The sequence below is a fragment of the Brucella sp. NBRC 12950 genome (assembly GCF_030268145.1).
Classification (GTDB): domain Bacteria; phylum Pseudomonadota; class Alphaproteobacteria; order Rhizobiales; family Rhizobiaceae; genus Brucella.
Window position 1 is genome coordinate 339,921 of record NZ_BSQC01000001.1, and the last position, 12,831, is coordinate 352,751.

Here is a 12,831-nt window from a genome sequence, read left to right on the forward strand (position 1 = left end):
GATTTTTCACATCTGGTGGCCGAAAAAATCTTAATCTTTACCGATCCTGCTTGCTCTTACAATTTCTTGTGATTAACCAATCATCTATCAGATCCCGTTGAAATTGCGCTGAAAGGATGAGAAATCGTGGAGCAGGCAACGAGCGGAAAACGCAAGGGCGGACGCAAAGCGCTTTGGGCAGCTGTCGCAGTCATAGCCATCGCGGCTGCAGGTGCAGTCGGATACAAGATCACACTCGAAAAGACGATTAACGCCCAGCTTGAGCGGCGTGGCGGCAAGGCTGCCTCTGTTTCGGCAGATTTTCTCGGCCACATAAAGCTGACCGATGTGGTCCTGCCTTTGAAAAACGGCACGAACGTCACCATCGCTTCGATCGAAGGTCGTCCAAAAGTACTGTTTCTGAATGGCATGCTTGATGCCAAAGGTATCAAGACGGAAATCGCTCAGTTTAAGATTGAGATGCCGAGTGTTCTTATCGACGATGCGAATTTCGATATCCAGATGCTGCGCGATACGTTCGGCAATGGCGAGTTGAGCCTTGCTGAACGCGTTGGGCGTGTTTCTGCCAAGCGCATGTTGGTGCCTGAAATCAACATCGTTCAGATGTTGAACGATAAGGAACAGAAGACATCTTATAAAGATGTCGCGCTGGAAGACATCGTTCATGGCCATGTCGCACGCTACACTTCAAGTGGCGCGACATTCGATCTTGATCTTTCGTTGCCCGATGAGAACGGCACGATTAATGAAGAACGTATGGCTGGTACGATCGGCGCATCAGAAGGCAAGGATATTGACGGCGTTTTTATAGCGCGTCTTTATACTGAGAAGGCTGGCCCGAGCGATACCGAAGCGAAGCCAGTTTATGGACCGTTTTCTGCGAAGAATATCGCCGTAAAGGGCACAAAGTCGAGCTTCAGCTATGATGAAGTTCGCAGCAACGGCTTTACCATGCGCCTGCCTGCAGAGCCGTTTACCGAAACACTACAGAAACTGGAAGCAGCCAAGGACATCGAATCTCTTTCGCAGGAAGAACGTAAAGAGTTCTTCATGCGCCTGATCGGTCTCTTCGACACGATTGGTAAGGGCGACGTCGAGTTACTCGGGATGAAAATCCAACCGGGTGATCCAGAAAAGGGCGAAGGCAAAATCGACAAGATGGCGATGTCCTTCGACAATAAGAAGCTCGACATGTCGCTTAATGGCTTCTCGGCTGGTAACGGCACCGACTTCGTGAAGCTGGACGAATTCTCGCTTAAAGGCTTCAACTGGGCGCCGTCGGCAGAGGCCGTGACAAAGTTTGCAGGTCTGAGCGACCAGGAAATGGAGAATTTCCCGTTCACGACCATGCTGCCTGAATTCGGCACGATGGTCGTCAAAGGTGTTGATGCTGACCTGCCGGGCGACAGTAACGCCAATGACGATGTTGATGTTGAGGAAGATCAGGACACCACTGCAACGCCGCCAGCAACCGGTTTGCCTGAGCGCATCAAGTTCAGCATGAAGAGCTACGAGCTGGCATTGAACAAGCCGTTCAACGGTATTCCGACTGATATTCGTGTTGCCTATGAGGATATGTCTTTGCCTGTTCCTGCGAACAGCCGTGAAGAAATGTATCAGCAGCTGCGCAAGCTCGGTTATGACCGTGTAAACGTTTCATCCAATCTGGAAGCAAATTGGGATGAAGCCAGCCAGAGCCTCGTCATCAAGGATCTGTCGGTCAGCGGTCAGGACATGGGAAAAATTTCCATGTCTGGTCTATTGGGCGGCTTCACCAAAGAGTTCTTCTCCGGTGATAAAGTTTTGGCACAGGTTGCACTTCTCGGCCTCAAGGCTCGTGAGGTAAAGCTCAAGATTGAAGAACAGGGTCTGATTGAAAAGGGTCTCAAGTTCTACGCAGACGAAAACAACATGACTGTCGAAGATGCCCGCAGCGCTTTGACCATGATTGCTAATGCAGTTCTGCAGGAACTTGCTGCCGACCAACCGCAGCTTCAAGATGCGATCACTGCTTTTTCGACATTCCTTGCTAAGCCAAATATCTTTGAGGTGACGGTCAAGTCCAAGTCAGACAAGGGTATTGGTGCGCTGGAAATGGTTGCGGCATCGCAGAACCCGCTAGCGCTGCTTGATAAGGTCAATATTGAAGCGAAAGCTGAATAACGGTACGTTTCTTTTTAAGTGATCAACTGGAAACGCCGGCTTTAATCAGCCGGCGTTTTTTGTCGCTTGTGATCACCATAATGAGTGTGGACACGACACTTTCGCTTCTTTTATCTTTGCCCCGTGTCTCCAGAAACCGATATCGGTTATTACGGTGATGCTATAGGGTGCGCGCATTCAAACTCCACCATTCGGATTTACCCAATGCTTAAAAATCTAAACCCACTGCTGACCGGTTCGCTTCTTGAAGTGCTTGCGGATATGGGCCATGGCGACGATCTTGTTATCGTTGATGCCAATTATCCAGCACAGGCTTCCGGTGTGCAGGTTCTGGACTTTCCGGGGATCAGCGCGACAGATATTGCAGACGCTGTGCTTTCACTGCTGCCGCTCGACGACTTTGTTGATAAGCCAGCGGCTGTGATGGAGTGCCCTAGCGAGACGCCTGCGATTTTTGGTGAATTTGAAGCCATCATTGAGAAGGCAGAAGGCCGCAAAATTGCTGTTGATCCGATTGATCGCTTTGCGTTCTACGATCGGGCGAGTGCTGCCTATGCAGTCATCCGCTCTGGCGAAAAGCGTCTCTATGGCAATATCATTTTCAAGAAGGGCGTTATTCGCTCATAATGGAAACAAAAAAAGCCCCGCATTGCGGGGCTTTTTCGTAATGTCCATTTTACTGCTGTGGCTTTGGCTGGTGGTGTTCCATTTTGCCTTTGCCACCGTGATGCGGACCCTTTGGGCCATGGTGGTGGAACTTCTTGCCCGCACGTAGTTCGTGGCGGTCTAGCTTACCATCTTCGTTGCGATCAAGCGCTGCAAATTCCTTCTGTCGTTGCTTTTCAATCGCTTCCAGAGTGATTTTGCCATCGCCCTTTACATCAAGGCGACGTTCCATGCGGTCTGCTGCGCGGCTGACCATGCGCTTGAGCGCGAGTGCTTCAATTTCATTGCGAGAGAGGACGCCGTCGCCATTTGTGTCGGCGGCTTTCAATTCGTCCATGCGGGAGAATTTCTCGAGATCGATTGGTCCGCGCTTGCCTTTAGATCCATCATTCTGTGTAATGGAAGTATCCGTCGCTGACTTGTCTGTATTTTCGCTGGCCTTTTCCTGTGCGAATGCGGCGGTGGAAAGCAATGCAGAAGCGATAACTGCAATATACAAGGTCTTCGATTTCATGGTTATTTGACTCCATTACTCTATACACGGCGCCATTTATTGGCGTGTGAGCAATGTCAGCCATTTTAGGTGAACCTGATATGAACAGGCCAATTAATAATTCGTAATGTTACGATGCCTTGCTTGCGAGCTTTCTCTCTCGAAACATCGAGAAGAGGCCAGCCGCGACGACAATGCTTGCACCGGTCACTACATTCCAGGTCAGATGTTCGTTGAAAACAAGAACTGCAATGAACGCTCCAATCACGAGCTGGAGATAGGATAGTGGTTGCACCTCACCGGCTTCAAGAATGTCGTAGGCGCGGATGAGGCAATAATGGCTTGCAATGCCACAGGCGCAAAGCGCCGCCATCCAGGGCCAGTCATTCTGCGCAATTGGTTCCATATGAAAAAGACCGACTGCGGTTAGTACAACAGCGCCGCCAATGCCCGTATAGAAGAAGCTGGTCATGGAGTTATCAGATTTGCTGACTGCGCGTGTCGCAATCGCATAAATTGCAAACATGGTTGTTGCAGCCATGGGAAACAGCAAGTTCAGGTCGAATTTTACATGAGTTGGATTGATGATGAGAAGAACACCGAACAAACCCACCACAATCGCGGTCCAGCGACGCCAGCCTACTTTTTCGCCAAGGAAGGGCACTGAGAGCATCGTGACGAGTAATGGGCCTACCTGAAAGATTGACTGCGCCATGGCCATGCCGACCCGGCTAAGGCCGAATACGAAGATAACGATTTCCGTTGCCAGCAAGACGCCGCGGAAGATCTGCAAAAATGGACGCTTAGTCGAAGCAGCGCGTGCAATTCCCCCGGCGCGCATCGCAAGTAGAATCACGAAAACGGCAAACGCCCAATAACGCACCATCGTTATGAAGATGGGCGAGTAATGTGATCCGAGATACTTCGAGATGCCATCTTGTGCCGCAAAAATGGCAACGGCTAGAAGTGTGAATGTGTAACCAAGGCTCTTGGGCGTCATGTGGCACACTCATAGTACCACCTTATTGGTTTCGCCATGCCTATTTGCGCACTTAGGCTGCAATATTGCTGGATATTTACAAGTAGCAAGGAAGAAGATTTTTAACGCAATTGAAACTTGAGCCGGTTCGTCCGGCTATCGTGTAATCAGCGGTAACTCTTTGAAAGAAGAGGAGAAAATGGTGGGTGATGTAGGGATCGAACCTACGACCCGCTGATTAAGAGTCAGCTGCTCTACCAACTGAGCTAATCACCCACTCGCTTCTCCGAGGCAGCGGCCCCGGTGAGGTGAGCGGTTCTATAAAGGCCGCTTTTCTGTCTGTCTAGCCTTCAGTGATAAAAAAATGAAAAAAAGTTGCGGAGATTTCAAAAAGCCCGGAAATGCGGAGTTCTTAATTAAATACTCAATGCACCTATTCCGCGTATAAGTGAAAACTAATCGTTTTGATTGCTAAAATAAATTTCTGCCAGTGGAATCATTCTTGTCATGATTCTGATTTTGAATCATTTTTTCCAAATGACGTTGTAAGTGGACGCAGGAATTTCCATATTCGCAACGCTCGATTTGGACTTGCTAATGCTTCGCTCAAGAGGGGACTGGCATTATTCGTTCGAGCTAAATGATTTGCGCAGCAAAATTCGCAGCCATGTCATCAATTTTTGATGCTTGTCTGAGATGGTTCGGCATATAAAAGACTTGATAGGCAAATAAGTTCTTTGCCATTGAGAGAATGCTGCAAGCGTTTGTTACGCGCAGGCAGGCGAGGGGTTCACGCACCGGATTGTCCTCGTTTAAGAAAACCCGAAGTCACCCCACGGTTGGGGTCTGACTTCAGAATCCGGTTCGCGGCATTTTGAGGACGGAATGGAAAGCATAATTAGCGATCTCGGACAGTTCATTTCCGATCATCGGGTATGGGCGGGTCCTATCGTAGGCATTATAGCCTTCGGCGAGTCTCTCGCTATTATCGGAATGTTCATTCCTGCCACACCTATCATGCTCGCCATTGGCGGTCTGGTGGGCGCCGGAATCGTGGAGCCTTGGCCAATTATCATCGGCGCCATCATCGGCGCGGTCATCGGCGATATCGTTTCTTATTTGCTTGGCTGGTGGCTTGGTCGCAGCATTATTCACAAGTGGCCGCTCAATAAGCACCGCACCGGCATTGCGCGGGCACGATTGCTATTTCGCCGCTATGGCTTCTCGGCTGTTTTCCTTGGTCGCTTCTTTGGGCCGGTCCGTTGTACCGTTCCGATGGTTGCAGGCATGATGTCGATGGATCAAAAGCGCTTCCAGACCGCAAACGTGCTTTCTGCGGTGGTCTGGGCGCCGCTCATGTTCCTACCAGGCTGGCTCGCTGGTCGCGGCATAGGCGTATTTGCGAAGATGGATGGCGATCACATGTTCTGGTCCGTGATAGGCATTACGGCCTTGACGATCGTGGTAACGGTGATCGGTATGCGTTATTTCAAAGGTCGTCCACGTCGTGAGCGCAAGCGCGGCGTGCATGTTTCTCCGGCTGAATAGTATATGGTCTTGCGCGTAAGCCGCGCGTCTGCATAATGCAGCCGTTCTGGAGCAGACAAAGGGTCTGCTTCGTGTCTCTTTAAAAGGTTCATCGCGCTTTATGCCCGACGACAGTTCTGACGATTCGTCTTCACGAAGTCCCGCTCCCTGTATGGGAGCATTGGACTTAAAAGGCTTTGAGCTTTCTCACGCCGTTTGCAATTCCTTCTGGCCGATCCGCTTTTCTGTGGTTCGGGAGGGAAACGCAGGCGGCGTTTTTTCTGTTTCCTCTTTTCTCTGATTTTACAGGAGCCGACAAATCATGGATTGGTCCATGGACTGGATTGCCGACCCCAATGCCTGGGTAGGACTCGTGACATTGGTGGTGCTAGAAATTGTTCTCGGCATCGACAATCTCGTCTTTATCGCCATTCTGGCCGATAAACTTCCGCCTCATCAGCGTAATCGTGCGCGTATAATCGGTCTTTCATTGGCCTTGATAATGCGTCTCGCATTGCTGGCTTCGATCTCGTGGATCGTGACGCTGCGCGAACCGTTGATTGCCGTGATGGGACTTTCCTTCTCCGGTCGCGATCTCATAATGCTGGTTGGTGGTCTGTTCCTTCTCGCTAAGGGTACGATGGAGTTGCATGAGCGCCTTGAAGGTGCGCATGGACCTAAGAACACGCGCGTTGCCCATGCGATCTTCTGGCAGGTTATCGTTCAGATCGTCGTGCTTGATGCGGTCTTCTCGCTCGATAGCGTGATCACGGCTGTTGGTATGGTGCAGCATCTGCCGGTTATGATGATCGCGGTCATTATTGCGATTGCAGTCATGATGCTGGCTTCGCGTCCGCTGATGGACTTCGTCAACAAGCATCCAACAGTGGTTATCCTCTGCCTTGGCTTCCTGATGATGATCGGCTTCAGCCTTGTCGTTGAAGGCTTCGGCTTCCATATTCCGAAGGGCTATCTCTATGCCGCTATCGGCTTCTCGGTATTGATCGAGGCGGCCAATCAGATGGCGCGTAAGAATCGCGAAAAGCTCGTGACCACAAACGATCTTCGTGAACGCACAGCGGGCGCTGTTCTGCGCCTGCTCGGTGGCCATCGCGGCGATAACCCACTTTCGGACACAGTTGACGTGATTGCGCAGCAGACGGCTGCCAGTGACGTCTTCCTGCCGGAAGAAAAGGAAATGATCCGAGGCGTACTGGATCTTGCCGATCGCCCGGTTCGTTCCATCATGTCGCCGCGTAATGAGATCGAATGGCTTGATTTGGATGAGGATGAAGCTGAGCTTCATGAAGCGATCCGTAAGCTTTCGCATTCTCGCGTAATTGTTGCCCGTCGTCAGGTTGATGAGTTTGTCGGTGTCGCTTCGGTCAAGGATCTGCTGCTTGATATGACCGACAAGAAGCAGATCAACTGGGATGAAGTGGTCAAGCAGCCGCTGGTGGTTCATGAAAATGCGAATGTGCTTCGCGTCATGGAACAGCTTCGTGTTTCGCCGGTGCAGCTTGCTGTGGTGGTGGATGAGCATGGCTCGTTTGAAGGCGTAGTCACACCGACCGACGTGCTTGAAGCCATTGCCGGTGAGTTCCCGGATGAAGACGAAGAGGCTGCTGTTGCAGAATCAGACGGACAGGGTGGCTATCTGGTTGATGGTTTCACTGATATTCGCCGTCTCAGCAGCATCCTGCAGCGCGATCTGGTGGATGATAGCGATCGTTACACAACGCTTGCGGGCTATGTGCTTTGGCACCTCGGCCATCTGCCGGTGGGCGGTGAAAGCTTTGTCGAGGATGGATACCAATTCACCATCGAAGCGATGAGTGGTCGTCATGTTGAAAAGGTCCGGATCAGGCCCGTCGACGACTACGAAGTGTAAAATAGAATAATTTTGCGAGCATCCACATGGTTGCTCGCAAAATATTTCGCGATGTTAACTCCCATAAAATAAGTGGGATATTGACTTTATCGCAGAAGCCTTCAAAATTAACACATCGTTCATTGCTGCGGCGAAAGCGTGGCCCAAATTGGGCTTCAGATTGCAGCTTGAGTGGTGAGCGTGAAATGGAGGCTCTTATGAACCGTAAAATTCAATTGCTGGCGCAAAGCATAAAAGATGCTGTGCTGCGCATGACGGCCTATCTGGAGCAGCCTTGGCGCGGCATGAAGCTAAGCGCTGATGAAATTGCAGAGCGTCGTCGTAATCGCTTGGAGCGTGGCGAGCAAAATTTTCTCTGGTGCTGGCAGCACCGTGGGTTTTGGTAACATCTAAGCAATGAAAAAAGTTTCGAAAGCCGGGAGCGAAAGCTTCCGGCTTTCTCGTTTTTATTGCGCGTTTCTGCCTGTCTTTGGAAAAATATTCTCAGACCAATTTTTCCGTTAGGCGAGGTTTCCAAGAATGGTTATGAAAGTAGTTTATATATTTAAATCAATGATTTAGATTGATTCTTGCTTGTCTCTCTGTAGATTTGTTTCCCAACAGAAGTCGATTTACGGGCGCTTTGCGCAAGCAAAGTGAGAAGGGTGCGATCTATGAAGAAAATTATTCTATATGCGGCTGTTGCTCTCGGTTTGGGCGTAGCTCCGGTCAGCGCGCAGGAGCCAAAGGAAATCCTCAACGTTTCCTATGACATCGCACGCGAGCTTTACGAGCAGGTCAACAAGGCATTCATCGCGGATTGGAAAGCCAAGACTGGAGAAGACCTCACTGTCAATCAGTCCCATGCCGGTTCATCCAAGCAGGCTCGTTCCATTCTCGAAGGTCTGGAAGCTGATGTTGTAACCTTTAACCAGGTGACGGATGTTCAGGTGTTGCACGATAAGGGCGACCTTATTCCTGCTGATTGGCAGAAGCGCCTGCCAAACAATTCTTCGCCTTATTACTCGTTCCCGGCTTTCCTTGTGCGTGAAGGCAATCCAAAGGGCATCAAGAACTGGGATGATCTCGCTCGTGACGACGTGAAGGTTGTTTTCCCGAACCCTAAGACCTCTGGTAATGCGCGCTATACCTATTTAGCAGCGACGGCTTATGCCAACGAAGCTTTCAAGGGCGATCAGGAAAAGGTTCACGAGTTCATCGGTAAGATTTTCAAGAACGTACCAGTGTTCGATACAGGCGGTCGTGGTGCAACGACGACCTTTGCTGAACGCGGTATCGGCGACGTTCTGGTAACGTTTGAAGCGGAAACGCGCGGTACAGCCAAGGTGCTCGGCGAAGACAAATATGACGTGGTTGTTCCAGAAGTCAGCCTTCTGGCTGAATTCCCGGTTACTGTCGTTGATAAGGTTGTCGACAAGCGCGGCTCCCGCAAGATTGCCGAAGCTTATCTAAACTATCTCTACGCGCCTGAAGGTCAGGAAATCCTCGCACAGAATTTCAATCGCGTGCACGACAAGGACGTGATTGCAAAGCATAAGGATATCTATCCAGATGTGCGCCTTGTAACAGTCGAAGATGCTTTTGGCGGCTGGGAAAAGGTTCAGAAAGAGCATTTTGCCGAAGGCGGCGTACTTGATAAGCTCTTTACTGCTAAGTAAACAAGACTACCCGGCGGGAGCACCCAGCTCTCGCCTTTCTTTTGGAAAAATCCAGTGTCGCTTCTGAGCATGAAACGCAATTCGGTGCTGCCGGGGTTCGGACTGACCCTTGGCTGCACTTTGCTTTATCTGGCGGTCATTGTCGCCTTGCCTCTACTGGCAATGATCCTGAAAACCGCCAGTCTTGGATGGAGCGATTTCTGGAACATCGTAACTTCGGATCGTGCATTGGCGACGTTTCGCATTACAATCAGTGCCGCAGCCGTAGCTACGGTGTTCAACGGTCTGTTTGGGCTTCTGCTTGCATGGGTTCTGTCCCGCTATCAGTTCCCTGGAAAGCGACTGATCGATGCGGCAGTCGATCTGCCTTTTGCTTTGCCTACTGCGATAGCCGGTCTGGCACTGGTGACGCTGTTCGCACCCAATGGCTGGTTTGGTCGCTTTCTTGAGCCGATTGGTATCAAGGTTGCTTATGCGCCACTTGGCATTATGATTGCGATGTTTTTTACCAGTATTCCCTTTGTCATCCGCACCGTACAGCCGGTGCTGGAAGATATGAGTGCTGATGTGGAAGAGGCTGCGCGCAGCCTGGGTGCTAGCCCCTGGCAGGTTTTCTCGCATATTATCTGGCCGACAATCTTCCCGGCGTTCCTGGCTGGCGCTTCGTTGTCCTTTGCCCGCAGTCTCGGTGAGTTCGGCTCCATCGTTTTCATCTCCGGCAATCTGCCGTTTGAAACGGAAGTCACATCACTTCTGGTTTTCATCAGGCTGGATGAATATGATTATCCAGCTGCTGCAGCACTCGCTTTCATGATGCTGCTCATGGCGTTCTTTATGCTTCTTGTGACTAATATCATTCAGGCAAGGCGGCTTCGTTATGCAGAGCGCTAGTGCAAGCGCGCAGGCGCGCAACAAGCCGGGCTCTGTGCGTAGCCTGCTGATCGGAATGGCTGCCATTTTGTCAGCAATCTGCATTGGCGCGCCGCTGGCCGTCATCTTCTCCTATGCCTTCAGCAAAGGGGTGGATGTCTTCTTTGGAGAAATTCTCAAGCCTGATACGCTTCATGCGGTGTGGCTGACGATCCTGACCGCGATTGTGGTTGTGCCGATCAATATGGCATTTGGCATTTGTGTGGCGTGGCTGGTCACAAAATTTCGCTTTCCGGGTCGCCGACTGTTGATCACATTCGTCGAAATTCCGTTCTCGGTCTCTCCGATCGTCGCTGGTGTTACGTATCTTTTCCTGTATGGCTCGCAGGGACTGCTCGGACCGTTGCTTGAGAGCTACGACGTCAAGGTCATGTTCACGGTTCCCGCGATCTTTCTGGTGAGCCTGTTCGTGACGTCGCCTTTTGTGGCACGCGAGCTGATTCCACTGATGGAAGTGCAGGGCAGCGATGAGGAAGAAGCGGCTCTTACGCTTGGAGCGAATGCCTGGCAGACATTTTTTTATGTCACGCTGCCCAATATCAAATGGGCGCTGCTTTACGGTGCTGTGCTTTGTAATGCCCGCGTGATGGGCGAGTTTGGCGCGGTGTCCGTTGTGTCAGGCGCTATTCGTGGCAAGACCAATACATTGCCGCTGCAGGTTGAGCTCTTGTTCAACGATTACAATGTCGCGGGTGCTTTTGCTGCCGCTTCGACACTGGCTGGCTTAGCGTTGCTGACGCTTGTTCTAAAAATCTGGCTTGAGCGGAAACAGCACGGCTAAAAAGAAACCGCCTGCTTTTTGAGAGGCAGGCGGCTAGCGGTCACGCTGCTTGGGAGAGCGTGTGTGTTATTGGTTCGCGTTGCAGGGATGAGGCGAGGATTGCGCCTTCCGGCCAATGCGTGAAGCCACTTGCCACGTTGATATGGCCTGCATGGCCGACGTCGACAAAGCCAGAACCCCAGACATTCGCAATGGCTTCTGCCTTGGCAAAGCGCATATATTCGTCATCGCGGCTGGCAACGACGATGGATGGAAAAGCCAATTCATGCCGAGGCAAGGGTGCAAAGCTCGCAAAGCGGCTATCGCGACGCGACATAGTTTCAACGTCTGCCGGGGCGACCAGAAGTGCGCCAGCAACGTGAGCCGCAGCCGGACGGCTTGCGAGATGCGAAACAAGAATACAACCAAGACTATGGGCAACCAGAACCGCACCGGGATTTTCGGCGAGTTTGGCTTCAAGCGCGTGCATCCAGTCGGATAGCACCGGATAGTGCCAGTCATCTTGTTCGACGAGCACTGCTGACGGATCGTCATGCAACCATTGGCGCTGCCAGTGGCCTGCTTCCGATCCCTTGTAACCGGGGATGATCAATGTCGCAGGCATGCGTTAGTTCCTCTTGGAATGTGCCTTGGGAGGCGTTTCTGCTCTGCATCGGGAGGATATGCGAAGCAATTTCCAAGATAGGGGCTATTTCATATCAATTTAAGGAATATAAATTCAAATTGAGGCGGGTGTGTAAAAATTAATCCCGCCTCAGATTGATTACTTCTTTTGTTTGTCGTTCCAGCGCAGCACAAATTGCGATTTCTCGAAAACTAGAACCACGATCAGCGACATGGCAAATGGAATGAGAAGATAAAGCAGGCGGAAGACGATAAGTGCCGCCAGAACGTCAGCCTGATCCATATCCGGCAGGCCGGTGAGGAAAACCAGCTCAAGCACACCAAGGCCGCCCGGAGCGTGCGATATAAGTGCTGCCGAGAACGATACCAGGAAGATACCGAGAATAATCAGGAAGCCCGGATTGCCTGCTTCTGGCAGTGCGAAATAGATGATGCCTGCGGCACCAATCAGTTCTAGCGGGGCTACAATCAGCTGCTGTGTAACAACTGGCAAACGCGGATATTCGAGGCGGAATTTGCCGATCTGAAGTGGGCGTAATTGCAACCAGCTGCCGAAGATATAAAGCAGTACAAAAGCCAGCATCAACAACGCGATGACTATCGACACAGTCGGCGTCAAGTCCGAGTTGAACCGCATCAAAATATGCGGTTCCAGCAGCAGGACAATGCTGGAGGTGATGATTACGCCGAGAATGAATGTGAATGAGCAGAAAGCGATAAGGACAGCGATTTCACTGCCTGGCATTCCTTGCGAGGAATATGCGCGATAACGCACCACTGCACCTGAAACGACCGACGCGCCGATATTGTGCGACAATGCGTAGGTCGTAAACGAGCAGAGGGCGATGAAGAGCCAGGAAATTTTGCGACGCAAATGGAGAAGCGCAATGCGATCATATCCGGCCAGCGAGCTATAGGCGAGGAGCGCTGCTGCTGTTGCCAGCAACCAATGATGCGCGCGGATCGCGTAAAGACTATCCAGAACGTCTTCAAGCGAGATACTGCGCAGCTCCCGATAAAGAAGCCAGGCTGAAACAATGACTGCTAGAATGCCTATTACCGGCCAGATGTAATCCTTGAACTTCATTAACCGATCACCGCACCTTCAACTCGCATCTA

13 protein-coding genes and 1 tRNA gene are annotated in these 12,831 nt (G+C 51.2%); 8 read left to right on the forward strand and 6 right to left on the reverse strand.

All coding sequences use genetic code 11. The features are described 5' to 3' along the window. The first annotated feature begins 126 nt into the window (after positions 1-126). Together QSJ70_RS01590 and QSJ70_RS01595 are read left to right on the forward strand one after the other, a co-directional pair. Positions 127-2,163 (forward strand): aq_1923 C-terminal domain, encoded by a 2,037-nt coding sequence (locus QSJ70_RS01590; protein WP_113159994.1) that lies wholly within the window; start codon positions 127-129, stop codon positions 2,161-2,163. A gap of 204 nt (positions 2,164-2,367) precedes the next feature. Next, positions 2,368-2,790 carry an RbsD/FucU family protein gene (locus QSJ70_RS01595; RefSeq protein WP_105518695.1) on the forward strand — a complete coding sequence of 141 codons (423 nt, stop codon included), beginning with the start codon at positions 2,368-2,370 and terminating at the stop codon, positions 2,788-2,790. A 49-nt stretch (positions 2,791-2,839) separates the two neighbouring features. Here the strand turns inward: QSJ70_RS01595 and QSJ70_RS01600 are convergent, their stop codons facing one another. The 4 genes from QSJ70_RS01600 to QSJ70_RS01615 all read right to left on the reverse strand — a co-directional run bounded on the left by QSJ70_RS01600 (position 2,840) and on the right by QSJ70_RS01615 (position 5,099). Then, complete coding sequence (locus QSJ70_RS01600) at positions 2,840-3,343, reverse strand: EF-hand domain-containing protein (RefSeq protein WP_113159993.1); 504 nt, start codon at positions 3,341-3,343, stop codon at positions 2,840-2,842. A gap of 109 nt (positions 3,344-3,452) precedes the next feature. Continuing rightward, a complete protein-coding gene (locus QSJ70_RS01605) occupies positions 3,453-4,322 on the reverse strand; it encodes a DMT family transporter (RefSeq protein ID WP_105518693.1) in 870 nt (289 codons plus the stop codon). A gap of 179 nt (positions 4,323-4,501) precedes the next feature. Continuing rightward, positions 4,502-4,577 (reverse strand) — tRNA-Lys (locus tag QSJ70_RS01610). 360 nt (positions 4,578-4,937) lie between these two features. After that, the gene (locus tag QSJ70_RS01615) at positions 4,938-5,099 is read right to left on the reverse strand and encodes a hypothetical protein (RefSeq protein ID WP_153222971.1); all 162 of its coding nucleotides are present in this window, start codon (positions 5,097-5,099) and stop codon (positions 4,938-4,940) included. A gap of 87 nt (positions 5,100-5,186) precedes the next feature. Here QSJ70_RS01615 and QSJ70_RS01620 point away from each other — a divergent pair, with 87 nt between their 5' ends. The 6 genes from QSJ70_RS01620 to cysW all read left to right on the forward strand — a co-directional run bounded on the left by QSJ70_RS01620 (position 5,187) and on the right by cysW (position 11,088). Then, the gene (locus tag QSJ70_RS01620) at positions 5,187-5,849 is read left to right on the forward strand and encodes a DedA family protein (protein ID WP_007875629.1); all 663 of its coding nucleotides are present in this window, start codon (positions 5,187-5,189) and stop codon (positions 5,847-5,849) included. 301 nt (positions 5,850-6,150) lie between these two features. Next, positions 6,151-7,719 carry a TerC family protein gene (locus QSJ70_RS01625; RefSeq protein WP_285534579.1) on the forward strand — a complete coding sequence of 523 codons (1,569 nt, stop codon included), beginning with the start codon at positions 6,151-6,153 and terminating at the stop codon, positions 7,717-7,719. 197 nt (positions 7,720-7,916) lie between these two features. Further along, the gene (locus tag QSJ70_RS01630; protein WP_039859886.1) at positions 7,917-8,105 is read left to right on the forward strand and encodes a hypothetical protein; all 189 of its coding nucleotides are present in this window, start codon (positions 7,917-7,919) and stop codon (positions 8,103-8,105) included. A gap of 267 nt (positions 8,106-8,372) precedes the next feature. Then, positions 8,373-9,377 (forward strand): thiosulfate ABC transporter substrate-binding protein CysP, encoded by a 1,005-nt coding sequence (gene cysP, locus QSJ70_RS01635; protein ID WP_079212036.1) that lies wholly within the window; start codon positions 8,373-8,375, stop codon positions 9,375-9,377. Positions 9,378-9,446: 69 nt separating this feature from the next. Further along, a complete protein-coding gene (gene cysT, locus QSJ70_RS01640) occupies positions 9,447-10,268 on the forward strand; it encodes a sulfate ABC transporter permease subunit CysT (RefSeq protein ID WP_051063921.1) in 822 nt (273 codons plus the stop codon). Then, positions 10,255-11,088, forward strand: a complete 834-nt coding sequence (gene cysW, locus QSJ70_RS01645; RefSeq protein WP_285534581.1) for a sulfate ABC transporter permease subunit CysW — start codon at positions 10,255-10,257, stop codon at positions 11,086-11,088. The genes cysT and cysW overlap by 14 nt, the downstream gene beginning before the upstream one ends. 40 nt (positions 11,089-11,128) lie before the next feature. On the opposite strand, the gene QSJ70_RS01650 is transcribed toward cysW, so the two are convergent. Both QSJ70_RS01650 and QSJ70_RS01655 read right to left on the reverse strand, forming a co-directional pair. Further along, positions 11,129-11,692, reverse strand: a complete 564-nt coding sequence (locus QSJ70_RS01650) for an alpha/beta hydrolase (RefSeq protein WP_064320780.1) — start codon at positions 11,690-11,692, stop codon at positions 11,129-11,131. A gap of 159 nt (positions 11,693-11,851) precedes the next feature. Beyond that, positions 11,852-12,799, reverse strand: coding sequence for a lysylphosphatidylglycerol synthase domain-containing protein (locus tag QSJ70_RS01655; RefSeq protein WP_007875615.1), 948 nt, complete (start codon positions 12,797-12,799; stop codon positions 11,852-11,854). Positions 12,800-12,831: the final 32 nt, after the last annotated feature.